Consider the following 23,682-nt stretch of genomic DNA (forward strand, 5'->3'; position numbering starts at 1 on the left):
TAAAGCGGTTCGAGAGCCGAGGATGGCACCCCCGTGCGACGCAGCGCCCCCACGCTCGCCCTCTGCCTGGCCCTGACCGGCCTGGCGGCGTGCACCGCGTCCGATACCCAGGCCCCTCCCGCCCCCGCCGGACTGACCGCCCAGGCGGGCAGCGCCACCAGCGTGCACGTCATGTGGGACGCGGCGGCGGACGGCGACGGGGTGACCGGCTACCAGGTCTTCCGGGCCGGGGAGCTGGTGCGGGAACTCCCCGCGGAGAAGACCATGGTGGACGTCACCGGCCTCGCCCCGCAGACGGCGTACGCCTTCACCGTCCGGGCCCGGGACGCCGCCGGGAACGTCTCCGGGGCCGGACCCGCCGTCGAGGCGACCACCCCCGCGGCGAAGGCCGAGGACCGCGTGGCCCCCACCGCCCCGGCCGCCACCACGGGCCGCGCGACCGGGCCCCGGTCCGCGCGGCTGACGTGGACCGCGGCCGGCGACGACACGGGCGTGACGGCGTACGACGTGCACCAGGGCGGCGTCCGCATCCACACCGCCGGCCCGGGCGAGACCTCGACCACCCTGACCGGCCTCCAGCCGGACACCGTCTACACCTTCACCGTGCGGGCCCGGGACGGCGGCGACAACGCCTCCCCCGACGGCCCGGCCGTGGACGTCACCACCCCGCCCGCCGCGGGGGACGGACCGGGCACCGCCCCCTCCGGGTTCACCGCGACCGCCTCCCCCGGCGCGGTCACCCTCTCCTGGACGGCACCGGACACGGGCCGCGAGACCAGCGACTACGAGCTCCACGTCAACGGACGCCTCACGACGACCGTGCAGTTCGGCGCGGGCGCCGTGCCCGCCGGCCGCGCGGAGCACCGGCTCGCCGTGGCCGAGCCCGCCGGCACCGTGTGGCGGATCAAGCTCCGCGCCAGACTCCCCGACGGCAACTGGGGCGCCTTCTCCGCGGAGCGCGAGGTGACCCTCGTTCCCTGAGGTACGACAGCAATTCGCCCTGAACCGCACGTACGGACCCGAAGATCACGCACAATGCTTCCGTGTTCGGTGAGTACTCGGTCAACAACAATCAGGCAGACCCGGCGGCCGACGGCCCTCAGCCAGAATCTGGCGCCGTGCCGGGAAACCTGCCGCCGGAATCGGCGAGCTTCGTCGGCCGGGAGCGCGAACTCGGCCTGCTGGACGGACTGTTGCGCGAGCGGCGGCTGATCACCCTGACCGGGGTGGGCGGCGTCGGCAAGTCCCGGCTCGCCCTGCGGGCCGCGGCCCGCGCCCGCCGGGAGCACCCCGACGGCGTCTGGTGGGTCGAGCTGTCGCCGCTGCGCGACCCCCGCCTGCTCACCGCCACCGTCGCCCACGCCGTCGGCCTCGCCGACCACTCCGCGGCCCCGCTCGACGAGGAGCTGTGCGCGTGGATGGCGGACAGGACCCTGCTCCTCGTACTGGACACCTGCGAGCACCTGGTGGCCGACTGCCGCCACCTCGTCGGCGAACTCCTCCAGTCCGCGCCCGGGTTGACGGTCCTGGTCACCTCCCGGGAGCCGCTCGGCTCCCCCGGCGAGCGGGTCGTCGACGTCCGCCCGCTGCCCTGCGAGGGCCCCGACAGCGACGCCCTCGCCCTCTTCCGCGCCCGCGCCCTCACCGCTGCCCCGCGGACGGCCGCCGCCTTCGCCGACCCGGACGGGGCCGGGGTCGCCGCCGACGTCTGCCGGCGCCTGGACGGGATCCCGCTCGCCCTGGAACTGGCCGGCGCCCGCATGCGGCGGTGGAGCCTGGAACAGATGGCCGAGCGGCTCGGCGCACGGTTCGACGTGCTCTCCGACAGCCGCACCGCCCGGCCGCCCCGGCACCGGACCATGCGGACCGCGATCGGCTGGAGCCACGAGCTGTGCGAGCCGGTGGAGCGGCTGCTCTGGGCCCGGCTCTCGGTCTTCAGCGGGGACTTCGACGCCGCCGCCGCCCGCGCCGTGTGCGCGGGCGGACCGCTGCCCGCCGCCCGGGTGGAGCGGGTGCTGGCCGGCCTCGTCGCCAAGTCGGTGGTGCGGCGCACCGAGGAGCGGGGCACCGGGACCCGCTTCCGGATGCTCGACACGATCCGCGAGTACGGGCACGGCTGGCTCGCCGAACTCGGCGAGGACCGGCTCGTCGCCGACCGGCACGCCCACTGGTACGCCGCGCTCGCCCGGGCCGCCGACCAGGGCTGGCTGGGCCCCGGTCAGGTGGACTGGTACCGCAGGATGACCGCCGAGCGCGCACAGCTGCGCACGGCGCTGGAGCACCTGCTGGGCGCGGACCCGACGGCGGCCCTGGAGATGGCCGGGGCGCTGTGGTTCTACTGGTTCGCGTGCGGGCACGCCCGCGAGGGCCGGGGCTTCCTGGAACGGGCCCTGCGGGCCGCTCCGCCCGTCGGCGCCGCGTACAACCAGGCCCAGTGGGCGCTCGGCCTCACGGCGATGCTCCAGGGCGACATGGACGCGGCCCGGGAGATCGGCGCCCGGTGCGCCGGCGCGGCGGCCCGGCTGGCCGACCCCGAGCGGGAGCTGCGCGCGGCGTACCTGTCGGCGGTGTCGGTCCTGATGCCCGGCGATCCCGTACGGGCCCTCGCGCTGGCCGGACCGCGGGCCAGGGCCGCCCACGGCGGGCGCACCAGCGCCCCCGGCTGGCTGCTGTGCAAGCTGGCCACCGGTTACGCGCTGTGCGACCTGGAACGGTACGAGGAGGCCACCGCGGAGGCGCGCTCCCTGCGGGAGGCCTGCGCGGAGCTGGGCGAGCGGTGGCTGCGGGCGTACGCGGACTACATCCTGGCGGTGGCCGCGCTGGGCCTGGGCGACCACGGGGAGGCGGCGCGCCACGTACGGGCCATGCTGTCCGGCAAGCGGCTGCTGGGCGACCGGTTCGGCATCGCGCTCGGCCTGGACGTGCTGGCGGCGGCGGTGGCCGCGCTGGGCGACGGGGAGCTGGCGGCGCGCCTGTTGGGCACCGGGCACGCCTGGTGGCGCACGGTGGGCCGGCCGCAGATGGGCGGCTCGCCCTCGCTGACGGCGCTGCGGGACCGGGGCGAGCGGCAGGCCCGCGCGGCGATCGGCGACGCCGCGTACGAGACGGCGTTCCTGGGCGGCGCGGCGGCACCCACCGGCTGAGCACCAGCCGGTGGGCGGTGTGCGGCGGCGATGGACCGCGTCGGGGCTCCCGTCAGTACGGGAGGGGTCTGCCCGACGGTGTGCGCAGGTCCAGGTCTCGGGGGGCGGGCTTCGGGACGGGCTTGCGGATCAGCTGCTGGCGCATGCTGCCTCCTCGGCTCAGACCAGGGCCGGTCGGCGGGGTTCCACCGTTCGGCCGTCGGGGAGCAGTTCACCGGTGTCGTCGAAGACGACGGCGCCGTTGCACAGCAGGCTCCAGCCCTGTTCGGGATGGAAGGCCACCACGCGGGCGGTCTCGTGGTCGGCGCTGTCTACGGCAGGGCAGGGGGGCTGGTGGGAGCACATGGCGCACCTCCTCGCAGAGTGGGGCGGGAGGGCCGGTGGTCACCCGGTCGAATCCGCGATCCACGGTGGCGGTGAGTATTGCTGATCGCCACCCCCGGGCGGAACCCATAGCGGCCGCCCAGTTCACGGTGTGTATGCCCGATTACGATGCGCTCATGCCCGGCATCCGGATCATTCACCGCACATCCCTCCCGCCGGCCGCGGCCTGGCACCGGCTCACGGACTGGGAGCGCCACGGCGCGCAGGTCCCCCTCACCCGGACGGTCGTCTCCACGGCTCCCCCCACGCACGTCGGAACGGTCTTCACGGCGCGCACCGGAGTGGGCCGGATCACCTTCGACGACCCGATGGAGGTGACCCTCTGGCGTCCCCCGGGCCCCGGCGCGGCGGGACTGGTGCGGCTGGAGAAGCGCGGCCGGGCGGTGACGGGCTGGGCCGAGATCGAGGTGCGCCCGCTGCCCGGGGGCGGCACGGAGGTGCACTGGCGCGAGCACCTGCGCCTGCGCGGCCTCCCGCGCCTCCTGGACCCGGTGGTCGACGCGGCGGGCCGGGTGGTCTTCGGGCGGGCGCTGCGCGGCATGTTGCGCCCGTAGGGCCCGGGTTAGGGTTCCCCCCGTCACCACGACCGGTGATCACCGCGAGCACCGAGGGGGATCTCCGTGGCCACCCCGCCACCTCCGCAGCAGGGCCGCTACCCCGGACCCGGCCCGCACCCGGCCCCGTTCCCGCCGGGGGTCGCCTTCGCCCCGTACGGGACGCCTCAGGCCCCTCCGTACGGGGCGTACGCGCCCCGCACGCCGGAGGAGGGGGCGTACGGCTGCCGGGTCTGCGGGTCGCTGCCCGTCGCGGACACGACCGTGTACGGCCACCGGGGCATGGTGGTGATGATGCGGTTCCTCAGCCGGCGGGGACCGTTCTGCCGCGACTGCGGCCTCCGCGTCGTGCGCGACATGTCGGCCAGGACCCTGTGGCAGGGCTGGTGGGGTCCGCTGTCCCTGTTCGTCACGCCGGTGGTGCTGCTGACGAACCTCGCCCCCTGGAGCAGGCTGCGCAGGCTCGGGCCTCCGACCGGCGGCGCCGTGGCCCCGCTCGACCCGGGCCGGCCGCTGTGGCGGCGCCCGGCGGCGGTCGCCGTGCTCGTTCCGATGGTGCTGGGGGCCCTCGCGGTCCCGGTCCTCGTCCTGGTCGCCCTGGCGGGCGGCGACGGGAAGCAGGCACCCCTGGCCGTCGGGCAGTGCGTGCGCAACGCGGGCGACTGGCGCGAGCAGGACCTGCGGGTCACGGAGTGCGGTTCGGTCAGCGCCGAGTTCGAGGTCACCCGGCTGCTGGACGCGCCGGGGGTGACCTGCGCGGACGGCGAGTACATCGCCCACCTGGAGTACGGCCCGGGCGGCCGGACGGCGAGCTGCCTGCGGCCGCTGCGCTGAGCGGCCCGGGGGCGGCGGCCCCCGCCGGCGGGCGTCCGCCGCCCCCGGGGGCGGCGGACGGCACCCCCCTGGGCCGTCTCTTTCGGATCTTGCCGGGCCCGCGACGCCTGGCACCGCGCCCGGCCGCACTGCCAGGGCAACCGAGTACGTCCAGTACACGGGCGCCCCGACAGCACGACCAGGCACGGCGCCAGACGCCGCGGGCTCGGCCGACAAGATCCGAAAGAGACGGCCTAGCGGATGGGCATGTCGGAGATGGTGCGGGCGATCACCAGCCGCTGGATCTCGCTCGTGCCCTCGAAGATCGTGTAGATCGCGCTGTCCCGGTGCATCCGCTCCACCGGGTACTCCCGGGTGAAGCCGTTGCCGCCGAGGATCTGCACGGCCTGGGCGGTGACCTTCTTGGCCGTCTCGCTCGCGAAGAGCTTCGACATCGAGCCCTCCGCCGAGGTGAACGGCCGGCCCGCGACCGCCATCCACGAGGCGCGCCAGACCAGCAGCCGGGCCGCGTCGATCCGGGTCCGCATGTCGGCGAGCTGGAAGGCCACGCCCTGGTTGTCGATGATCGGACGGCCGAACTGCGTGCGGGTCTTGGCGTAGTCCAGGGCGACCTCGTACGCCGCGCGCGCGGTGCCCACCGCCATCGCCCCGACGGCCGGCCGCGACGCCTCGAAGGTGGCCATGGCGGCGTTCTTCACGCGCTCGCCGCCCCCGCTGCGCGCCCGCTCGCGGGCCCGCGCGAGGCGCTCGTCCAGCTTCTCCTTGCCGCCGAGCAGGCAGGAGCCGGGGACGCGTACGTCCTCCAGCACCACCTCGGCGGTATGCGAGGCGCGGATCCCGTGCTTCTTGAACTTCTGCCCCTGGGACAGGCCGGGCGTGTTCGGCGGCACGATGAAGGAGGCGTGCCCCTTGGTGCCGAGTTCCGCGTCCACGACAGCGACGACGATGTGGACGTTGGCGATGCCGCCGTTGGTCGCCCAGGTCTTGGTGCCGTTGAGCACCCACTCGTCCTTGGCCTGGTCGTACACGGCGCGCGTGCGCATGGCGCCGACGTCCGAGCCGGCGTCCGGCTCGGAGGAGCAGAAGGCGGCGACCTTCACGTCGTTCGCGTCGCCGTACATCTGGGGTATCCAGGTGCCGATCTGCTCCTCGGTGCCGTTGGCGACGACGCCGATCGCGGCGAGCCCGGTGCCGACGATGGACAGCGCGATGCCCGCGTCGCCCCAGAAGAGCTCCTCCATCGCCATCGGGATGCCGAGGCCCGTGGGGTCGAAGAACTGCTGGGCGTAGAAGTCCACCGAGTAGATGCCGACCTTGGCGGCCTCCTGGATGACGGGCCAGGGAGTCTCTTCGCGCTCGTCCCACTCCGCGGCCGCGGGCCGGATCACGTCGGCCGCGAAGCCGTGGATCCAGTCGCGGACCTGAATCTGGTCGTCGTTGAGCTCCATGGTGAACTCCGCCATGTCCCCTCCAGCTGTCTGTTCTCGCCCAGATGTGTGTTACTAGCGGTAACCCACACGATCGCCACAGTCTGTTACCGGCTGGTAAGCACTGTCAAGCAGAGCGGATCCGGTCCCCGCCCAGGGCAGCGGCGGCCGCCGCGTCGATCACCGGGGTGTGCGGGGTGTTACGTTGCGTGGGCGTCACGCACATCGCAAGGGCGGGGAGAGAAACACCATGGAGACCACGCAGCACGCAGGCGAGCCCGGCGCGGCCGAGCGGCGGCGGCGCGAGCTGCTCGAAGCCGCCGACCGGGTCGTGCTCAGGGACGGCCCGAAGGCCTCCATGAACGCCATCGCGGCGGAGGCCGGCATCACCAAGCCCATCCTCTACCGCCACTTCGGCGACAAGGCCGGGCTCTACCAGGCGCTCGCCGTCCGTCACACCGACGCCCTCCTCGACTCGCTGCGGGCGGCGCTCGACGCCCCGGCGGAGCGCCGCTCCCGGGTGGAGGCCACCCTGGACACCTATCTCGCGGCCATCGAGGCCCGCCCCCAGGTGTACCGGTTCCTCATGCACCCGGCCGAGGACTCGCAGGCCGCCGAGCGCGGCTTCGACGTCGGCCTGCACTCGGCGCCGCTGCTGCGCCGGCTCGGCGAGGAACTGGCCCAGGTGGTCGGCGAGCGCGTGGACCTCGGCCCCGGCGGCGAACGCCTCGCCCGGATCTGGGGACACGGCATCGTCGGCATGATGCACGCCGCGGGCGACTGGTGGCTCGGCGAGCGCCCGTGCGACCGCGCCGAACTGGTCGCGGGCCTCACCGACCTGCTCTGGGGCCGCCTCGCGACCGCGGGCAACCGGGCGGACGGCCCCGGCTTCTGACCGCGGCCGGCCCCGCCGGACTCACCCCCGTGGGGCCGCCGCGTCCGTACTCCAGGGAGCCTTCCGGATCGCCCGCCGCAGCCGGCGGGCCCGCAGCCCCGTGACGCGGTCCGCGTACACGGTGCCGTCCAGGTGGTCGCACTCGTGCTGCAGGCACCGGGCGAAGAACCCGGTGCCCTCGATCCGCACCGCCGCCCCGTCGGTGGTGACCCCCTCGACGACCGCCCGGTCGAAGCGGACCGTGCCCGCCTCCAGTCCGGGCAGCGACAGACAGCCCTCGGGTCCGGTGAACTCCTCCCCGTCGGCCTCCACCAGGCGGGGGTTGACGACGTGCCCGACGTGCCGCACGTCCTCGTCGTCCGGGCAGTCGTATACGAACACCCGCTGCCCGACGCCGATCTGGTTCGCGGCGAGCCCGACCCCCTCGGCGGCGTACATCGTGGCGAACATGTCCTCCACGAGCCGGTCGAGCGCGGGCCCGAACCCGGTGACCTCCGCGCAGGCGGAATGGAGCACCGGATCGCCCAGCAGGCTCATGGTGCGGACGAGTCCGGTGGTGCCGGGAATGGGGCGCTGTCGCATGGCCGTAAGGGTACGACGGGCGAATATATGAGGAGATCCGCCGCGTCGCGGGGGCGCCGCGGTCAAGGCTCCGGCACGGACTGGATAGGCTGGGGCCGACCGACGCAAGGAGGACAAGGGACGATGGCAGGCAACACGGAGCCGCTTTCGCCGCGGGCCAAGCTGGCCGTGACGGCGGGCAAGGCCGCGGCGGCGGTGTCGCGGGCCGCGGGACGCGGAAGCGGATCGGTGATCGGGGGCAAGGTCGCGCTCAGGCTCGACCCCGATCTCCTCGGAGCGCTCGCGCAACATCTCGACGTCGTCCTCGTCTCCGCGACGAACGGCAAGACCACGACGACCCGGCTGATCGCCGAGGCCCTGCGGGCCAGCGGTCCGGTCGTCTCCAACGCGCTGGGCGCGAACATGCCGGCCGGCATCACCTCGGCGCTGGCGGGCGGTTCGGACGCCAAGTACGGCGTCATCGAGGTCGACGAGAAGTACCTGGCCGGAGTGGCCCGGGACGTCACCCCCAAGGTGATCGCCCTGCTCAACCTCTCCCGCGACCAGCTGGACCGCGCCGCCGAGACCCGCATGCTCGCGGAGAAGTGGCGCGAGGGCCTCTCGGGCTCCAAGGCGGTCATCGTCGCGAACTGCGACGACCCGCTGATCGTGTGGTCCGCCTCCTCGTCGCAGAACGTGGTGTGGGTCGCGGCCGGCCAGGAGTGGAAGGACGACGCCTGGTCGTGCCCCTCCTGCGGCGGCGTGATGCAGCGCCCGGGCGACGACTGGTTCTGCGGCGAGTGCGGCTTCCGCCGTCCGACGCCCAGCTGGGTGCTCTCCGGCGACCACGTCCTGGACCCGCACGGATCGGCCTGGCCGATCCACCTCCAGCTGCCCGGCCGCGCCAACAAGGCGAACGCCGCCACCTCGGCCGCCGTGGCCGCCGTCTTCGGCGTCCCGCCGCAGGTCGCGCTGGAGCGGATGTACCAGGTCCAGGCCGTCGCCGGCCGCTACGACGTGGTGAACTTCCAGGGCCGCGAGGTGCGGCTGCTGCTCGCCAAGAACCCGGCCGGCTGGCTGGAGACGTTCTCGCTCATCGACCCGCCGCCGACCCCGGTGGTCCTGTCGGTGAACGCCCGCGGCGCGGACGGCACCGACACCTCCTGGCTGTGGGACGTGGACTACACGCGCCTGGCCGGCCACCCGATCTTCGTGATCGGCGACCGGAAGCTGGACCTCGCCGTCCGCCTGGAGGTCGCGGGACTGGACTTCCGCGTCTGCGAGACCCTCGACGAGGCCGTGCAGCTGGCTCCGCCCGGACAGATCGAGCTGATCGCCAACTACACCGCCTTCCAAGACGTGCGCCGCCGCGTCGGCAACTAGTACCCATAAGGACACGAGCATGAGCGACAACAGCCTGCGTCTGGTGTGGATCTACCCCGACCTGCTGAGCACGTACGGGGACCAGGGCAACGCCCTCGTGGTGGAGCGCCGGGCGCGCCAGCGCGGCCTGGACGTGCAGCGCGTGGACGTCCGCAGCGACCAGCCGATCCCCACCTCGGGCGACATCTACCTGATCGGCGGCGGTGAGGACCGCCCGCAGCGGCTGGCCGCCGAACGTCTGGTGCGCGACGGCGGTCTGGAGCGGGCCGTCTCCAACGGGGCGATCGTCTTCTCCGTCTGCGCCGGGTACCAGATCCTCGGCAAGGAGTTCGTCAACGACGTCGGCCAGCGCCAGGAGGGCCTCGGCCTGCTGGACGTGGTCACCGTCCGCGGCGAGGGCGAGCGGTGCGTCGGCGACGTCCTCGCCGACATCGACCCGCGCCTGGGCCTGCCCCAGCTGACGGGCTTCGAGAACCACCAGGGCATCACCCACCTCGGGCCCACCGCACGGCCGTTCGCCCGGCTGAGCATGGGCCGCGGCAACGGCACCGGCGACGGAACCGAGGGCGCGTACAACGACACGGTGTTCGGCACCTACATGCACGGCCCCGTGCTGGCCCGCAACCCGCTGGTCGCGGACCTGCTGCTGAAGCTGGCCCTCGACGTGAACGCGCTGCCGGGTCTCGACGACCGGTGGTACGAGGCGCTGCGCACCGAGCGCATTTCGGCCGCCACGCAGCCGGCCTAGGCGCCCGCGGCAGCATCCCGGCACGTCGCCGTCGGCCCGGCTCCCCCAGGTGGGAGCCGGGCCGACGTGCGTTCGCACCACGGCCGGGACCAGCATGTGGAGGATGGTTCAGCCAACCCGGCTTCCGCTTGTAGGGTGACGTTTAGTTCCCACCGGACGACGTGGTCCGGTCGTCGGCCCACGTTGCAAAGGTCTCTTCCTGCCATGCGCATAGGTGTGCTCACCTCCGGTGGCGACTGCCCCGGTCTGAATGCCGTCATCCGTTCCGTCGTACACCGCGCCGTCGTCGACCACGGCGACGAGGTGATCGGCTTCCTCGACGGGTGGAAGGGTCTGCTGGAGGCGGACTACCGCAAGCTCGACCTCGACGCGGTGGGCGGCATCCTCGCCCGCGGCGGCACCATCCTCGGCTCCTCCCGGGTCCAGCCCGCGCACCTGCGCGACGGCGTGGAGCGCGCCCGCGGCCACGTCGCCGACCTCGGCCTCGACGCGATCATCCCGATCGGCGGCGAGGGCACCCTGAAGGCCGCGCACTTGCTCGCGGAGGCGGGCCTGCCGATCGTCGGAGTTCCCAAGACCATCGACAACGACATCGCGTCCACCGACGTCACCTTCGGCTTCGACACCGCCGTCGGCGTGGCCACCGAGGCGCTGGACCGCCTGAAGACCACCGCCGAGTCCCACCAGCGCGTGATGGTGGTGGAGGTCATGGGCCGCCACACCGGCTGGATCGCCCTGCACTCGGGCATGGCGGCCGGCGCGCACGCGATCGTCGTGCCGGAGCGCCCCTTCGACATCGAGGAGCTCACGGCGATCGTCGGCGAGCGGTTCTCCGCGGGCAAGCGGTTCGCGATCGTCGTGGTCGCCGAGGGCGCCAAGCCCGCCCCGGGCGGCTCGATGGCCCTGGAGGAGGGCGGCACCGACATGTACGGCCACGAGCGGTTCGCCGGCATCGGCAACCGCCTCGCCGTGGAGCTGGAGCACCGGCTGGGCAAGGAGGCCCGGCCCGTGATCCTGGGCCACGTCCAGCGCGGCGGCACGCCCACCGCGTACGACCGCGTCCTGGCCACCCGCTTCGGCTGGCACGCCGTGGAGGCCGCGCACCGCGGCGAGTTCGGCATGCTGACGGCCCTGCGCGGCACGGAGATCGTGATGGTGCCGCTCGCCGAGGCGACCTCGACCCTCAAGACGGTCCCGGCCGAGCGGTACGCCGAGGCCCAGACGGTTCTGTGACCGTATGCCCGTTACCGCCGCCCCCGCGCGCAGGAGCGTACGGGGGCGGCACTACTGTGGTGGGGCGCCACAGTCAAGGGAGTGAACAGATGGACCACAGCGGGCACGGCATGGACATGAACATGGACCTGCCGCCGTTCACTCTCGGGCGCGGGCTGGAGTTCTCGTTCGACGCGTTCTTCCTGTTCGGCTCGCTGCTGGCGCTCGCCCTGTACGCGTGGGGCGTGCTGCGCCTGCGCCGCCGCGGGGACTCCTGGCCGCCGGGCCGCACCGTCGCGTTCACCCTCGGCGTGCTGACCGTGGTGCTGGTGATGTGCACCAAGCTGAACGACTACGGCATGGTCATGTTCAGCGTGCACATGGTCCAGCACATGGTGATCAGCATGATCACCCCGATCCTGCTGCTGCTCGGCGCTCCGATGACCCTCGCGCTGCGCGCGCTGCCGCCCGCCCCCCGCGGTCGCAAGGGGCCGCGCGAGCTGCTGCTCATGCTGCTGCACAGCCGCTACATGCGGGTGATCACCCACCCGGCGTTCACCATCCCGATGTTCATCGCCAGCCTCTACGGCCTGTACTTCACCCCGCTCTTCGACTTCCTCATGGAGAGCCGGACCGGGCACATCGCGATGATGCTGCACTTCCTCGCCGTCGGCCTCGTCTTCTTCTGGCCGATCATGGGCATCGACCCCGGCCCGCACCGCCCCGGCTACGTGATGCGGATGCTGGAGCTCTTCGCCGGCATGCCCTTCCACGCCTTCTTCGGCATCGCCCTGATGATGGCCAGCGAGCCGATGATCAAGACGTACGCGAACCCGCCGGCCTCCCTCGGCATCGACCCGCTCCTCGACCAGCAGTGGGGCGGCGGCATCGCCTGGGCCTTCAGCGAGATCCCCTCGGTGCTGGTGCTGATCGCGCTCGTCTACCAGTGGTACCACTCCGAGCAGCGGGCCGCGAAGCGCTCCGACCGGGCCGCCGACCGTGACGGTGACCAGGAGCTGGCGGCGTACAACGCGTATCTGGCCTCGCTGCAAGCGCGTGGCCAGTAGCGCGGGACCGCCTTCGCGCGCGACCATGGGGCATGACCGGATCCGTTAAGGCGATGGCCGTCACGACCTTCGCCGCTCTGGTGGCCGTCGCCGCGTACTCCGTGGCCCTCGGCAGCAACGGCTGGCTGTGGTTCGGCTGGGTGGTGCTGGGGCTGCTGACCGCAGGGATGGCCGCTTCCCGCGGCGCCTGACCGCCCGACGGCCGCGCGCCGTCCGGTGACGCTCCCCCGCGGCGGGGCCCGGCGCCCGTTCCCCGTGCGCACCGTCCTGCCCTGAGAACCCCCGCGAACCCCTGCGAGCCCCTGCCCTCCGGTGGATCCGCACGTCCCGGTCGCGGGCCCGCGGGACCCCTGCGCGCGCTCCGCGGGGCGACTGCGGCTCCGGGAAGCGGCGGCCGGGCCGGGTGTCCGGTGCGATCCCTCCGCGGACGGTCCGTGCCCGCCCCGTGACGGGGTGTCGGACGGCCCCTAGACTGGATCTTTTCCGTGATTCCCGCATGTCCGGCCCCGGCCGGCGACAGGAGCGACCTGGTGTTCTACCACTTGCTCAAGCACGTGCTGCTCGGTCCGCTGCTGCGCCTGCTCTTCAGACCGAGGATCGAGGGCCTGGAGAACATCCCGGAGGAGGGGGCCGCGATCATCGCGGGCAACCACCTGTCGTTCTCCGACCACTTCCTGATGCCCGCGATCCTGAAACGGCGGATCACCTTCCTCGCGAAGGCCGAGTACTTCACCGGCCCCGGGGTCAAGGGCCGTCTCACCGCCGCCTTCTTCCGCAGCGCCGGGCAGATCCCCGTGGACCGCTCCGGCAAGAACGCCGGGCAGGCGGCGCTGCGCGAGGGGCTGGGCGTGCTGGCCCAGGACGAGCTGCTCGGCATCTACCCGGAGGGCACCCGCTCGCACGACGGGCGGCTGTACAAGGGCAAGGTGGGCGTGGCCGCGATGGCGCTGGGGGCGGGCGTGCCCGTCGTACCGTGCGCGATGGTCGGGACCTTCGAGATCCAGCCCCCCGGCCAGAAGATCCCGAAGATCCGGCGGGTCACGATCCGCTTCGGCGCGCCGATGGACTTCTCCCGGTACGCCGGGCTGGAGGGCGAGCGGGCGGTCCTGCGGGCCGTCACGGACGAGATCATGTACGCGATCCTCGGCCTGTCCGGCCAGGAGTACGTCGACCGGTACGCGGGCGACGTCAAGGCCGAGGAAGAGGAGGAACGGAAGAAGGCCCGGCGCCGGTCGCGCTGAGCCTCCTCCCGTACGTCCGGACCGGGGGGCGGGCCCGAGGCCCGCCCCCCGGAGCGGTGCCTAGCGGACGGCCGGGAGCTCCTCGCGGGCCGGGAGGTCGGACCCCGGAGCCTGCGCGGAGGACTTCGCGGCGGCGGACGCCGGGGCGACCGGGGTCGCGTGCGGACCGCACTTCACGTCCTTGGCGTCCACCTTGCCGGTGAGCAGGTAGGCGTCGACGCGGGTGTTGATGCAGGGGTTCACCAGGCTGGTGACACCGTGCGAGCCGGCGTTCTGCTCGGTGATCAGGCGCGAGCCGGCGAGGCGGCGGTGCAGGGAGACCGCGCCCGCGTACGGCGTGGCCGCGTCCCGCTCGGACTGGACGATCAGCACCGGGGCCAGGCCGCGCTTGGCGCCGACCTCGATCGGGGTGCTCTGCTTGGACTTCCAGGTCGCGCAGGGCAGGTTCATCCACGCGTTGGACCAGGTCAGGAACGGGTACTTCTGGTGCAGCCTGCTGTTGTCCCGGTCCCACTTGGCCCAGCTGGTCGGCCACTTGGCGTCGGCGCACTCGACGGCCGTGTAGACGGCGTTGCCGTTCTCGGCGGCGGCGTTGCCCGCCGTGTCCGACATGTCCGGGGCGATCGCGTCGACCAGGGCCTGCGTGTCACCGGCGGCGTAGGCGGCCCAGGTCTGGGCGACGGGCACCCAGGAGGAGTCGTAGTACGGGGCGCCCTGGAAGAAGCCGATCAGCTCGGCCGGGCCGACGACCCCGCCGATCGGGTCGGCCTTGGCGGTGGCGCGCAGCTCCTGGTACTTCGCCTCGACCTTGGCGCGGGTGGTGCCGAGGTGGAAGACGGCGTCGTTCTTGGCGACCCAGTCCTGCCAGTCGTTCCAGCGGGTCTGGAAGGCGACGTCCTGGCCGAGGTTGGCCTCGTACCAGATGTTGTCCTGGTCCGGGTCGACGACGCTGTCGACGACCATGCGGCGCACGTGGGTCGGGAAGAGGGTCGCGTAGACCCCGCCGATGTAGGTGCCGTAGGAGACGCCGAGGAAGTTCAGCTTCTTCTCGCCGAGGGCGGCGCGGATCACGTCGAGGTCGCGCGCGGTGTTCGGCGTGGTCATGTGCGGCAGCATCTCGCCGCTGCGCTCCTTGCAGCCGTCCGCGTACTCGGCGGCGAGCTTGCGCTGGGCGCGCTTGTCGGCCTCGCCGCCGGGCACCGGGTCGGCCTTGGGGGCCTTGACGAACTCCTGCGGGTCCACGCAGGAGATGGGCGCCGAGTGGCCGACGCCGCGGGGGTCGAAGCCCACGAAGTCGTACGCCTTGGAGGCGTTGACCCACAGCGGGCTCTTGGTGGTGACCCGGCGCGGGAAGCGCATGCCGGAACCGCCGGGGCCGCCGGGGTTGTAGACGAGCGCGCCCTGGCGCTCCTGCGCGGTGCCGGTGCTGCCGATCCGGTCGACCGCGAGCTCGATGGTCTTGCCGAACGGCTTGGAGTAGTCGAGCGGGACCTTGACCCAGCCGCACTGGATGGGCTTCTCCAGGCCCCAGTCGGCGGGACAGTCCTTCCACTCGATACCGGTGCGGGCGGCGCGGGCGGCGGCGATCCGTACGCCGGCCGCCTCCGCGGACCCGTTGTCGCGGCCGGCGGTGGCGGCCGTGGCGGTCGGCGCGAGCAGCAGGCTCGCCGCCAGCGTGCCGGTGATCAGAGTGGCGGCGCTCCCCAGCGCCGCGGTGCGTATCACGTGGTTGTTCCCCCTGCGTCAAGTGCCGCGGTGGCGGCCGGAATCGGTCGGGTTCGGTCGTCGGCGTGCAGGGCGATCCTGTCCTCTGGCGGGGACCCGGCGACAGGGCGGAGTGCAGTTCTTTGCCAACCCGATAACCGGCGAGGCGTGTACCGCTGAGCGGATCGCGCCGCGTCGGGACCTCACCAGCCGTACGCGGCACGGGCCGCGTCGAGCAGCGCGCGCAGCCGCAGGGCGTCCGGGGCCAGGACCGTCACGAGGACCGCGGGACCCGCCAGCGGGGTCACCGCGGCGAACTCCCCCAGTACGGCGGCCGCCTGCGGGGCCGTGGCGAACGCCGGGTCCACCACGAGGAGCTGGCCCAGCGCCCGGTGCCCCGCGAGGCCGGCCGGACCGTCCCAGCCGCCGGGCGCGCCCGGCCCGCAGGCGACCTCCTGATCGAGCAGCGGACGGCCGTCCCGGGTGACGGCGAGCCGGCTGCGCAACAGCCCCGGCGCCTCCCCGCTGCGGCCCAGCACCTGTTCCTCGCGCAGCAGCAGCCGGGCCGTGGGGGCCAGCCGGACCCGGGTGCGCACCCGCAGGTCGCTGCCGCGCACGGACACCAGGGGTTCCGGCAGCCACCGCACCGACGCCCCGTCCTCCAGGGTGAGGTGGACGTCGTACCGCGCGGGCTCGCCGCCGCGGCCGGGCAGCGCGAGGGTGGCCGCCGCCGACCCGAGGCCGAGGTGGGCCCCGGGGCCGGCGACGGCCTCGACCGTGAGGTGGTCCCCGCCCAGCGGGGCGCTCATCGCGCCGACCAGGACGACCCCGGCCTCGGGGGGCGTCGCGCGGGTGCGGCGCAGGGCGAGCGGCCCCTCCCCGGCCAGCAGGGGCAGGGCGGTGCCGCCCCGCCCGTCGGCGGCGGCGCGGATCCGGGCGGTGGCCCGCAGACCCGCCGCCGGGGCGGCGGCCGGGGCCGCGGCGGTCACCGTACGATCCAGGCGGCGATCCGCTCGCGCACCCAGTCCGCCACCGGGGCCACTCCGTCGGCGCTCCGCAGCGACTGGAAGGTGACCGGCAGCGCGCCGCGCTGCTCGGCGGCGTCCCGGGCCATCCGGTCCAGGTCGGAGCCGACGTACGGGGCGAGGTCGGTCTTGTTGACGACCAGGAGGTCGGCGGTGGTGACGCCGGGACCGCCCTTGCGCGGGATGTCGTCGCCGCCGGCCACGTCGATGACGAAGACCTGGGCGTCGACGAGCCCCCTGGAGAAGGTCGCGGTGAGGTTGTCCCCGCCGGATTCGATGAGGATCAGGTCGAGCGGGCCGACGCTCTCCTCCAGCTCCTCGACGGCCTCCAGGTTGGCGGAGATGTCGTCGCGGATCGCGGTGTGCGGACAGGCTCCGGTCTCGACGGCGGTGATCCGCTCGGGCGGCAGGACGGCCTCGCGGAGCAGGAACTCGGCGTCCTCCCGGGTGTAGATGTCGTTGGTGACCACCGCCATGGACAGTTCGGTGCGCAGGGCGCGGCACAGGGCCGCGACGGTGGCCGTCTTGCCGGAGCCGACGGGGCCGCCGAGGCCGATGCGCAGGGCGCGGCGGGTGCCGTCGGCGCGGACGGGCTCGGCGCTGTGGGTGTGGCGCCGGGGGTAGGTCACGCCGTGGTCGAGGTGCACGGAGGTCTCCTTGGGTTGTCGGTGGGGTACGGGGCGGCGTTCAGGAGGCGAAGAGGCGTACCGGCCAGTCGGCATGGACCTCGGCCGCGATGTCCAGCAGCGGCGAGGAGGCCGCGGGCAGGGCGTCCGTGCCGTCCGTGCGGGCCCGCAGGGCGGCCGCCACCGCCAGGGCGGCGACGGCGTCGAGCTCGGGGGCCAGGCGGGCCAGCACCCCGCTCGCCTCGAAGGGGTCCAGGCCCAGCAGCCGCACGGTCGCGGTCGCCGGCCCGCCGACGCTCTCGTACGCCGCCGCCAGCGCAGCGCCGTCCGGCCCGACGCCGGCCGACCGGGCGGTGAGCCCGAGGACGACGGGCTGGTGGGCTCCGCGCGGGAAGGCGGCCGCCAGGGCGTCGAGTTCCGGCGACGGCCAGGTGGCCCGGGCGGCCCGCAGCAGTTGCCGGCCCAGGCGCCGGCCCGCGGTGCGCAGGGCGGGCGAGGGCGTGCGGGCGTCGGCGGCGTCGTCCAGTACGGCCGGGTCGAGCCCGAGGGCGGCGGCCGCGGCGAGTCCGGCGGCGGTGAGTCCGGCGGTGTGCAGCCGGCCCCGGCAGAAGTCCTCCAGGGTGGCGGCGTCGTGGATGCGGCCCGCCTTGCAGGCGGCCTCGGCCCCGCCGGAGTGGGCGTGGCCCCCGGCGGGGAAGCGTCCGTCGGCGAGGACGAGCAGCGCGGCGAGGCTCATCGGAGCAGGCCCCCTCTCAAAACAGGAAGTATCTCTGCGCCATGGGCAGTTCGGCCGCGGGCGCCGGCTCCACGGCCTCGCCGTCGATGGTGACGGTGAAGGTGTCCGCGTCGACCTCGACCCGGGGCATGGCGTCGTTGTTGCGCATGTCCGCCTTGCCCACCTTGCGGGTGCTCTCGATGGCGGTGAACCGCTTGGCGAGGCCCAGCCGTTCGGGGAGGCCGTCGTCGAGCGCGGCCTGCGCGGTGAAGTTGAGCGAGTTCAGTCCGGGGGCGCGTCCCAGGCTGCCGAACATCGGGCGGGGCAGGACCGGCTGCGGGGTGGGGATGGAGGCGTTGGCGTCGCCCATCTGGGCGTAGGCGATCTGGCCGCCCTTGATGACGAGTTCGGGCTTGACCCCGAAGAAGGCGGGGGTCCACAGCACGAGGTCGGCGAGCTTGCCGGTCTCGACCGAACCGATCTCGCGGGCGAGCCCCTGGGCCACGGCCGGGTTGATCGTGTACTTGGCGACGTAGCGGCGGGCCCGGTGGTTGTCGGCGGGTCCGTCGCCGGGCAGGAAGCCGCGGCGCCTCTTCATCACGTGGGCGGTCTGCCAGGTCCTCATGACGACCTCGCCGACCCGCCCCATGGCCTGGGAGTCGGAGGAGATGATGGAGATGGCCCCGAGGTCGTGCAGAACGTCCTCGGCGGCGATCGTCGAGGGCCGGATGCGGGATTCGGCGAAGGCGAGGTCCTCGGGGACCGCGGGGTTGAGGTGGTGGCAGACCATCAGCATGTCGAGGTGTTCCTCGACGGTGTTGACGGTGTGCGGCCGGGTCGGGTTGGTGGAGCTGGGCAGTATGTTCGGCTCGGAGACCACGGTGATGATGTCCGGGGCGTGCCCGCCGCCCGCACCCTCCGTGTGGTACGAGTGGATGGTCCGCCCGCCGATGGCCGCGAGGGTGTCGGCGACGAACCCGGCCTCGTTGAGCGTGTCGGTGTGGATGGCGAGCTGGGCCCCGGTCTCGTCGCAGACTCCGAGGCAGGCGTCGATGACGGCCGGGGTCGCCCCCCAGTCCTCGTGGATCTTGAACCCGAGCGCCCCGCCGCGCAGCTGGGAGTGCATGGCCTCGCGGGACATCGTGTTGCCCTTGCCGAGCAGGCCGATGTTGACGGGGTAGGCCTCCAGGGCGGCGAACATCCGGGCCAGGTGCCAGGGGCCGGGGGTGATCGTGGTGGCCTTGGTGCCCTCGGCCGGTCCGGTACCGCCTCCGACGAGGGTGGTGATGCCCGAGACGAGGGCCTCCTCGATGACGGTCGGGGAGATGAAGTGCACGTGCGCGTCGACGGCGCCGGCGGTGACGATCTTCCCGTTGCCCGCGATGATCTCCGTCTCGGGGCCGATCACGAGCGTGGGCTCGACCCCGTCCATGGTGTCGGGGTTGCCGGCCTTGCCGATGCCGCAGATGCGGCCGTCGCGGATGCCGAGGTCGGCCTTGACGATGCCCCAGTGGTCGAGGACGACCACGCCGGTGATCACGGTGTCCGGGGCGCCCTCGGCCCGGGTGGTGCGGGCCTGACCCATCGACTCGCGGATCACCTTGCCGCCGCCGAAGACGGCCTCGTCGCCGGCCCGTCCGGGACCGCCGCTGAGGTCCTGCTCGATCTCGACGAAGAGGTCCGTGTCGGCCAGCCTGATCCGGTCACCGGCGGTCGGCCCGAAGAGGTCGGCGTACACCTGGCGGGAGATCTCAGCCATCGAGCGGCCCTCCGGTCTCCCCGCGCAGCCCCGGTACGGCGCGCAGCCCGCCCAGGGGTACGAGCTCCACGGCGACCGGGATGCCGGGCTCGAAGCGGACGGCGGTCCCGGCGGCGATGTTCAGCCGCAGCCCGCGCGCGGCGGCCCGGTCGAAGTCGAGTCCGGGATTGGCCTCGGCGAAGTGGTAGTGGGAGCCGACCTGGACGGGCCGGTCGGCCGCGTTGAGCACGGTGAGACGGGTGACGGGGCGGCCCTCGTTGAGGCGCACCGGACCGTCCCCGTAGGCGATTTCGCCGGGGATCATGGCGGGTACTCCTCCTCAGACGATCGGATCGTGGACGGTGACGAGCTTGGTGCCGTCCGGGAAGGTCGCCTCGACCTGGACGTCGTGGATCATCTCGGGGACCCCCTCCATGACCTCGCCCCGCTGCAGGACGGTGCGGCCGGAGGCCATCAGCTCGGCCACCGTCCGCCCGTCGCGGGCGCCTTCGAGGAGGTGCGAGGTGATCAGGGCGATCGCCTCGGGGTGATTGAGGAGCACCCCGCGCGCCCTCCGCTTCGCCGCCACGTCGGCGGCCACGTGGATGAGCAGTCGCTCCTGCTCGTGCGGTGTCAGTTGCACAGCTATCACCAGGCTTCCAGGACAAGATCGACATCGCGCCGGGCCGAACGGTACTGGGCGTCAACACCTTGTTGACCACCTCATATCCGGGCCAAGCATGTCTTGCCCAACGCGGGGAAAGGCTTTCCGTCCCGACCACCGCCGCTTTACCGGATGATGGGTGATCATTGGCGGTCGAACGTGGCGCCACGCTATGCGCCGCGCTTTTCCGTTGGGTTAACCCACGTTTCGGGGAGGCACCCGGTTCTGCTTCCGGGTCCCCGGAGACGGCTTCCGTATACGAAGCGCACACGGCCCGTTCCGAGGAGACGCATGTTCATCAACCCCGTCCGCCACATCACCTTCGATGCGGTCGACCCCTACAAGACGGCCGAGTTCTGGTCCGCGGTCACCGGTTTCCCCATCCATCCGGACGACGTGGACGGAGACGACGAGATCCTGCTGGAGCCCGGACAGCCGGGCGTGCCCGGCCTGTTGTTCATCCGGGTCCCGGACACGAAGTCCGTGAAGAACCGGGTCCACCTGGACATCCAGCCGGCGTCCGGCACCCGGGACGAGACCGTCGAGCGGCTCGTCGCGCTGGGCGCCGAGGTCGTCGACGACCGGCGCGCACCGGACGGCGTCATGGGCTGGGTCGTGCTCACGGACCCGGAGGGCAACGAGCTGTGCATCGAGCGCAGTGCCGCGGAGCGCGGCCTGTCCTGAGCGGCCGCCGGGGAGACGGGCGGCGGAGCGCGCCGCCCCCTCCCCGCGTTCAGCAGCCGGTGGGGCCGGCCACCGGCAGTCCGACCGTCCAGGGCAGCGCGATCCACACCGTCTTGCCGCCGTCGTCGGTGGGGCAGACCGTCAGCCGGCCGCCCGCCTCGACGGTCAGCCAGCGGATGATGACCATGCCCCGGCCGTTGTCCTGCTGCACGGCGGCGGGGAGCCGCTTGGGCCAGCGCGGGTGGCTGTCGGTCACGCCGACGCGGAGCCATTCGCCCCGCTCGAGCAGAACCTCGACGGTGAAGGTGGGCGACTGGCCGAAAGTGTGCTGTACGGAGTTGGTGGCGAGCTCCGAGACGATCAGCCGGACGCTGTCCGCGGTGTCGGCGTCGTCGGGCAGTCCCCACTCGCGCAGCACCTCCGCCACGAAGCGTCGGGCGGTGGCGACCGAGGCGGGTTCGCTCGGCAGAGTGACGGATGCTTCCTGGTGGTCTGCCATGGCGACGGTCCCTTTCCCACCCGGGGCGCAGCCGCCCCGGATCTGTGCTGGACGCCAGAGTGCCACCCATCGTGCCGAGGTTTCTGCCGTTCCCTCAAGTTATGCATATATCTGTCGCTCGATGCGGTGAACTCTGCTACGGAAGAGCGTATTTGGACGGCAGACTGGTGCGAGCTGTGCCGGTGGAAGGAGACGGGTGTGCAGCACGGTCCCGCGGTGCGTCGGCGCAAGCTCGGCGAGGAACTCCGTGCCCTGCGCGATCGGTCCGGACTCACCAGTGGTGAGGCCGCCCGGATCGCCGGATGGCACCAGTCGAAAATCAGCCGTATCGAAACGGGTCGCAGCGGCGTGAAGGCGGAGGACATCCGCGTGCTGCTCGACGTGTACGGGGAGATCGTGAGCCCGCAGCAGCGCGCGCTGCTGGAGGCGCTGTCCGCCTCGGCGTCGGGCCCCGCCCCGGGGGACGGCACGGGGCGGGGCCGGCACTGGTGGCACGACTACCGGGGGCTGCTGCCGCAGGAGTACCGGGACTTCATCAGCCTGGAGGCCGGTGCCCGGTCGGCGCGCACCGTGGAGCTGTCGGTGGTACCGGGGCTGCTCCAGACACCGGAGTACGCGCGGGCCGTGACCCGCGCCGCGCTGGGCGGGCTTCCCGAGCCGAAGGTGGACGCCCTGGTCGACGTACGCCTGGCGCGTCAGGCGGTGCTGCGGGCCGATCCGCCGCTGGAGCTGAGCGCGGTGCTCGACGAGGCGGTACTGCGCCGCCAGATCGGCGGCGCGGGGGTGATGGCGGAGCAGTTGCGGCACCTGGTGGAGGTGGCACGGCTGCCCCAAGTGAGCCTTCAGGTACTGCCGTTCAGCGTGGGGGGACATCTCGGCCTCACAGGACCGTTCGTCATCTTCTCATTTCCGAACATCGCCGATCTGGATGTGGTGGTACTCGACCATTTGACGAGTAGCCTCTATCTCGAGCGGAAGGAAGACCTCGAGGCGTACAGCGCCGCGTTCCGCACCATCCAGGCGCACGCCCTCCCGCCCCGGGACTCGTCGGGTCTCATCGGCTCACTCGCTGACGACGCGTAAGGAGGCACCCCCGTGTCCGCAACCCTCTTGGCCACCAGCGGACTTCTGATCGGCGCGCGGTGGCGGCGGAGCAGCCGCAGCACCGGAATGAACAACTGCGTGGAAGCGGCAGCCCTCACCGGCGGCCTGCTCGCCGTCCGCGACTCCAAGCGGGCGGACGGCCCGGCCGTGCTCTTCACCGGGCCTGCCTGGAGCGGCTTCCTCGCCCAGGTACGGGCGGACACCCGCCCGTAGCCCGTCCTACCGGTCCGTGGCGCCGGCCGGAGCGGTGCGCAGGATCGTCGACACGGCCCGGCTGATCTCCTCCCCCGTGAGATCGGCCCGGGCGGTGAGCCGGAGCCGGGAAATGCCGTCCGGCACCGACGGCGGCCGGAAGCACCCCACGGACAGTCCTGCCTCGCGGCAGTCGGCGGCCCAGCGCAGTGCCGCCGAAGCCGACGGGGCCCGTACCGACACCACGGCCGCGTCCGGCCGGGCCGCGGTCAGGCCGGACGCGGTGAGCAGCCCGTACAGCCGGTCGGCCACCTCGCGGGCGCGGCCGGCCCGCTCCGGTTCCCGCCGGAGCAGGCGCAGGCCCGCGAGCGCGGCGCCCGCGGCGGACGGGGCGAGCCCGGTGTCGAAGATGAAGGTCCGGGCGGTGTTGACCAGGTGCCGGATCACCTTGGCCGGGCCGAGGACGGCTCCGCCCTGACTCCCCAGGGACTTCGAGAGCGTCATCGTCGCGACCACGCCGGGCGCGCCCGCGAGCCCGGCGGCGTACAGCGCCCCGCGGCCCCCCTCGCCCAGCACGCCCAGCCCGTGCGCGTCGTCGACGACCAGCGCCGCGCCCTCGTCGCGGCAGGCGGCGGCGTACGCGGCGAGCGGTGCGGCGTCCCCGTCCACGGAGAACACCGAGTCGCTGACCAGCAGCGTCCGTCCGTCGTGCGCGGCGAGCGTCTTGCGCGCGGTCTCCGGGTCGGAGTGCGGGATCACGGCGGTCTCGGCGCGCGAGAGGCGGCAGCCGTCGACGATCGAGGCGTGGTTGCCCGCGTCGGAGACGACGAGGGTGCCCCGGTCGCTCAGCGCGGTGACGGCGGCGAGGTTGGCCGCGTACCCGGAGGAGAGGACCAGCGCCGCCTCGAACCCGCAGAAGGCGGCGAGCTCGCGCTCCAGGTCGGCGTGGAGTTCGGTGGTGCCGGTGACCAGGCGGGAGCCGGTGGCGCCGGCGCCCCAGCGCTCGGCCGCGTCCCGGGCGCCCCGTACGGTCTCGGGGTGCCGGGACAGTCCGAGGTAGTCGTTGCTGGCGAGGTCCAGGAGCGGTGAGGACGCCGGCCTCGGGCGCAGGGTGCGGACCAGCCCGGCCCGCTCGCGCGCCTGTTCCGCGTCGTCGATCCAGGCGAAGACGTCCGCGGGGGCGGAAATGTGCTCGGGCATCGGGGGGTCCTCGTTTTTGTCGGCAGTCCACAGACCAGCCCGACCCTATCCGGGCGTGACCTGCGGGTCATGTGTGGCGATA

26 protein-coding genes are annotated in these 23,682 nt (G+C 73.4%); 14 read left to right on the plus strand and 12 right to left on the minus strand.

Features of this window, described 5'->3' with window-relative positions; all coding sequences use genetic code 11:
* Positions 1-33: 33 nt before the first annotated feature.
* Together ACZ6S8_RS23945 and ACZ6S8_RS23950 are read left to right on the plus strand one after the other, a co-directional pair.
* Positions 34-981 (plus strand): fibronectin type III domain-containing protein, encoded by a 948-nt coding sequence (locus ACZ6S8_RS23945; protein WP_469458858.1) that lies wholly within the window; start codon positions 34-36, stop codon positions 979-981.
* A 137-nt stretch (positions 982-1,118) separates the two neighbouring features.
* Positions 1,119-3,143: an ATP-binding protein gene (locus tag ACZ6S8_RS23950; protein WP_469458860.1), complete on the plus strand. Its 2,025-nt coding sequence runs from the start codon at positions 1,119-1,121 to the stop codon at positions 3,141-3,143.
* A 159-nt stretch (positions 3,144-3,302) separates the two neighbouring features.
* Here ACZ6S8_RS23950 and ACZ6S8_RS23955 read toward each other — a convergent pair whose 3' ends face one another.
* Positions 3,303-3,488: a DUF5999 family protein gene (locus ACZ6S8_RS23955; protein ID WP_267839760.1), complete on the minus strand. Its 186-nt coding sequence runs from the start codon at positions 3,486-3,488 to the stop codon at positions 3,303-3,305.
* A gap of 155 nt (positions 3,489-3,643) precedes the next feature.
* Between ACZ6S8_RS23955 and ACZ6S8_RS23960 the strand changes: the two genes are divergently transcribed.
* Complete coding sequence (locus tag ACZ6S8_RS23960) at positions 3,644-4,081, plus strand: SRPBCC family protein (protein ID WP_469458863.1); 438 nt, start codon at positions 3,644-3,646, stop codon at positions 4,079-4,081.
* A 66-nt stretch (positions 4,082-4,147) separates the two neighbouring features.
* Positions 4,148-4,915, plus strand: a complete 768-nt coding sequence (locus ACZ6S8_RS23965; protein WP_469458865.1) for an LppU/SCO3897 family protein — start codon at positions 4,148-4,150, stop codon at positions 4,913-4,915.
* A gap of 233 nt (positions 4,916-5,148) precedes the next feature.
* On the opposite strand, the gene ACZ6S8_RS23970 is transcribed toward ACZ6S8_RS23965, so the two are convergent.
* Positions 5,149-6,378 carry an acyl-CoA dehydrogenase family protein gene (locus ACZ6S8_RS23970; RefSeq protein WP_351282787.1) on the minus strand — a complete coding sequence of 410 codons (1,230 nt, stop codon included), beginning with the start codon at positions 6,376-6,378 and terminating at the stop codon, positions 5,149-5,151.
* Between the two features lie 214 nt (positions 6,379-6,592).
* Between ACZ6S8_RS23970 and ACZ6S8_RS23975 the strand changes: the two genes are divergently transcribed.
* Positions 6,593-7,237: a TetR/AcrR family transcriptional regulator gene (locus ACZ6S8_RS23975; protein WP_469458867.1), complete on the plus strand. Its 645-nt coding sequence runs from the start codon at positions 6,593-6,595 to the stop codon at positions 7,235-7,237.
* 21 nt (positions 7,238-7,258) lie between these two features.
* Here ACZ6S8_RS23975 and def read toward each other — a convergent pair whose 3' ends face one another.
* Positions 7,259-7,819 (minus strand): peptide deformylase, encoded by a 561-nt coding sequence (gene def, locus ACZ6S8_RS23980; protein ID WP_469458869.1) that lies wholly within the window; start codon positions 7,817-7,819, stop codon positions 7,259-7,261.
* Positions 7,820-7,942: 123 nt separating this feature from the next.
* Between def and ACZ6S8_RS23985 the strand changes: the two genes are divergently transcribed.
* From ACZ6S8_RS23985 to ACZ6S8_RS24010, 6 genes are all read left to right on the plus strand, one after another.
* Positions 7,943-9,181 carry a MurT ligase domain-containing protein gene (locus tag ACZ6S8_RS23985; RefSeq protein ID WP_469458871.1) on the plus strand — a complete coding sequence of 413 codons (1,239 nt, stop codon included), beginning with the start codon at positions 7,943-7,945 and terminating at the stop codon, positions 9,179-9,181.
* A gap of 19 nt (positions 9,182-9,200) precedes the next feature.
* Complete coding sequence (locus ACZ6S8_RS23990; RefSeq protein WP_386531170.1) at positions 9,201-9,929, plus strand: type 1 glutamine amidotransferase; 729 nt, start codon at positions 9,201-9,203, stop codon at positions 9,927-9,929.
* Between the two features lie 204 nt (positions 9,930-10,133).
* Positions 10,134-11,162: a 6-phosphofructokinase gene (locus ACZ6S8_RS23995; RefSeq protein WP_469458872.1), complete on the plus strand. Its 1,029-nt coding sequence runs from the start codon at positions 10,134-10,136 to the stop codon at positions 11,160-11,162.
* Between the two features lie 89 nt (positions 11,163-11,251).
* Positions 11,252-12,208, plus strand: a complete 957-nt coding sequence (locus ACZ6S8_RS24000; RefSeq protein WP_469458874.1) for a cytochrome c oxidase assembly protein — start codon at positions 11,252-11,254, stop codon at positions 12,206-12,208.
* A 32-nt stretch (positions 12,209-12,240) separates the two neighbouring features.
* Positions 12,241-12,399 (plus strand): hypothetical protein, encoded by a 159-nt coding sequence (locus ACZ6S8_RS24005; RefSeq protein WP_167536860.1) that lies wholly within the window; start codon positions 12,241-12,243, stop codon positions 12,397-12,399.
* Positions 12,400-12,738: 339 nt separating this feature from the next.
* Positions 12,739-13,449, plus strand: coding sequence for a lysophospholipid acyltransferase family protein (locus ACZ6S8_RS24010; protein ID WP_469458876.1), 711 nt, complete (start codon positions 12,739-12,741; stop codon positions 13,447-13,449).
* A 60-nt stretch (positions 13,450-13,509) separates the two neighbouring features.
* On the opposite strand, the gene ACZ6S8_RS24015 is transcribed toward ACZ6S8_RS24010, so the two are convergent.
* The 7 genes from ACZ6S8_RS24015 to ACZ6S8_RS24045 form a co-directional block, all read right to left on the minus strand.
* Positions 13,510-15,174 carry an alpha/beta hydrolase gene (locus ACZ6S8_RS24015; protein WP_469458878.1) on the minus strand — a complete coding sequence of 555 codons (1,665 nt, stop codon included), beginning with the start codon at positions 15,172-15,174 and terminating at the stop codon, positions 13,510-13,512.
* Positions 15,175-15,356: 182 nt separating this feature from the next.
* Positions 15,357-16,142 carry an urease accessory protein UreD gene (locus ACZ6S8_RS24020; RefSeq protein WP_469458880.1) on the minus strand — a complete coding sequence of 262 codons (786 nt, stop codon included), beginning with the start codon at positions 16,140-16,142 and terminating at the stop codon, positions 15,357-15,359.
* The gene (ureG, locus tag ACZ6S8_RS24025) at positions 16,139-16,825 is read right to left on the minus strand and encodes an urease accessory protein UreG (protein WP_469458883.1); all 687 of its coding nucleotides are present in this window, start codon (positions 16,823-16,825) and stop codon (positions 16,139-16,141) included. Before ureG ends, ACZ6S8_RS24020 begins: the two co-directional genes overlap by 4 nt.
* A 40-nt stretch (positions 16,826-16,865) precedes the next feature.
* Positions 16,866-17,540 carry an urease accessory protein UreF gene (locus ACZ6S8_RS24030; protein ID WP_469458885.1) on the minus strand — a complete coding sequence of 225 codons (675 nt, stop codon included), beginning with the start codon at positions 17,538-17,540 and terminating at the stop codon, positions 16,866-16,868.
* 16 nt (positions 17,541-17,556) lie between these two features.
* Positions 17,557-19,278, minus strand: coding sequence for an urease subunit alpha (locus ACZ6S8_RS24035; protein WP_469458887.1), 1,722 nt, complete (start codon positions 19,276-19,278; stop codon positions 17,557-17,559).
* Positions 19,271-19,582: an urease subunit beta gene (locus ACZ6S8_RS24040; protein ID WP_469458890.1), complete on the minus strand. Its 312-nt coding sequence runs from the start codon at positions 19,580-19,582 to the stop codon at positions 19,271-19,273. Before ACZ6S8_RS24040 ends, ACZ6S8_RS24035 begins: the two co-directional genes overlap by 8 nt.
* A 15-nt stretch (positions 19,583-19,597) precedes the next feature.
* The gene (locus ACZ6S8_RS24045) at positions 19,598-19,900 is read right to left on the minus strand and encodes an urease subunit gamma (RefSeq protein ID WP_469459074.1); all 303 of its coding nucleotides are present in this window, start codon (positions 19,898-19,900) and stop codon (positions 19,598-19,600) included.
* Positions 19,901-20,212: 312 nt separating this feature from the next.
* Between ACZ6S8_RS24045 and ACZ6S8_RS24050 the strand changes: the two genes are divergently transcribed.
* A complete protein-coding gene (locus tag ACZ6S8_RS24050) occupies positions 20,213-20,605 on the plus strand; it encodes a VOC family protein (RefSeq protein WP_469458892.1) in 393 nt (130 codons plus the stop codon).
* 49 nt (positions 20,606-20,654) lie between these two features.
* Here the strand turns inward: ACZ6S8_RS24050 and ACZ6S8_RS24055 are convergent, their stop codons facing one another.
* Positions 20,655-21,104 (minus strand): ATP-binding protein, encoded by a 450-nt coding sequence (locus tag ACZ6S8_RS24055; protein WP_469458894.1) that lies wholly within the window; start codon positions 21,102-21,104, stop codon positions 20,655-20,657.
* 198 nt (positions 21,105-21,302) lie between these two features.
* On the opposite strand from ACZ6S8_RS24055, the gene ACZ6S8_RS24060 reads away from it, so the two are divergent.
* Together ACZ6S8_RS24060 and ACZ6S8_RS24065 are read left to right on the plus strand one after the other, a co-directional pair.
* Positions 21,303-22,187, plus strand: a complete 885-nt coding sequence (locus ACZ6S8_RS24060; RefSeq protein ID WP_469458896.1) for a helix-turn-helix domain-containing protein — start codon at positions 21,303-21,305, stop codon at positions 22,185-22,187.
* A 12-nt stretch (positions 22,188-22,199) separates the two neighbouring features.
* Positions 22,200-22,421 (plus strand): DUF397 domain-containing protein, encoded by a 222-nt coding sequence (locus ACZ6S8_RS24065; RefSeq protein ID WP_469458898.1) that lies wholly within the window; start codon positions 22,200-22,202, stop codon positions 22,419-22,421.
* 6 nt (positions 22,422-22,427) lie between these two features.
* On the opposite strand, the gene ACZ6S8_RS24070 is transcribed toward ACZ6S8_RS24065, so the two are convergent.
* Positions 22,428-23,600 (minus strand): 8-amino-7-oxononanoate synthase, encoded by a 1,173-nt coding sequence (locus ACZ6S8_RS24070; protein WP_469458900.1) that lies wholly within the window; start codon positions 23,598-23,600, stop codon positions 22,428-22,430.
* Between the last annotated feature and the right edge of the window lie 82 nt (positions 23,601-23,682).

The organism is Streptomyces sp. NPDC048461 (assembly GCF_055587105.1).

Coding starts and splice junctions, on each gene's coding strand:
- ACZ6S8_RS24055 (WP_469458894.1), bottom strand. CDS start 21,104: ATGGCAGACCACCAGGAAGCATCCGTCACTCTGCCGAGCGAACCCGCC.
- ACZ6S8_RS24030 (WP_469458885.1), bottom strand. CDS start 17,540: ATGAGCCTCGCCGCGCTGCTCGTCCTCGCCGACGGACGCTTCCCCGCC.
- ACZ6S8_RS23970 (WP_351282787.1), bottom strand. CDS start 6,378: ATGGCGGAGTTCACCATGGAGCTCAACGACGACCAGATTCAGGTCCGC.
- ACZ6S8_RS24000 (WP_469458874.1), top strand. CDS start 11,252: ATGGACCACAGCGGGCACGGCATGGACATGAACATGGACCTGCCGCCG.
- ACZ6S8_RS24050 (WP_469458892.1), top strand. CDS start 20,213: ATGTTCATCAACCCCGTCCGCCACATCACCTTCGATGCGGTCGACCCC.
- ACZ6S8_RS24070 (WP_469458900.1), bottom strand. CDS start 23,600: ATGCCCGAGCACATTTCCGCCCCCGCGGACGTCTTCGCCTGGATCGAC.
- ACZ6S8_RS23955 (WP_267839760.1), bottom strand. CDS start 3,488: ATGTGCTCCCACCAGCCCCCCTGCCCTGCCGTAGACAGCGCCGACCAC.
- def (WP_469458869.1), bottom strand. CDS start 7,819: ATGCGACAGCGCCCCATTCCCGGCACCACCGGACTCGTCCGCACCATG.
- ACZ6S8_RS23985 (WP_469458871.1), top strand. CDS start 7,943: ATGGCAGGCAACACGGAGCCGCTTTCGCCGCGGGCCAAGCTGGCCGTG.
- ACZ6S8_RS23960 (WP_469458863.1), top strand. CDS start 3,644: ATGCCCGGCATCCGGATCATTCACCGCACATCCCTCCCGCCGGCCGCG.
- ACZ6S8_RS23990 (WP_386531170.1), top strand. CDS start 9,201: ATGAGCGACAACAGCCTGCGTCTGGTGTGGATCTACCCCGACCTGCTG.
- ACZ6S8_RS24005 (WP_167536860.1), top strand. CDS start 12,241: ATGACCGGATCCGTTAAGGCGATGGCCGTCACGACCTTCGCCGCTCTG.
- ACZ6S8_RS24035 (WP_469458887.1), bottom strand. CDS start 19,278: ATGGCTGAGATCTCCCGCCAGGTGTACGCCGACCTCTTCGGGCCGACC.
- ACZ6S8_RS23975 (WP_469458867.1), top strand. CDS start 6,593: ATGGAGACCACGCAGCACGCAGGCGAGCCCGGCGCGGCCGAGCGGCGG.
- ACZ6S8_RS24040 (WP_469458890.1), bottom strand. CDS start 19,582: ATGATCCCCGGCGAAATCGCCTACGGGGACGGTCCGGTGCGCCTCAAC.
- ACZ6S8_RS23995 (WP_469458872.1), top strand. CDS start 10,134: ATGCGCATAGGTGTGCTCACCTCCGGTGGCGACTGCCCCGGTCTGAAT.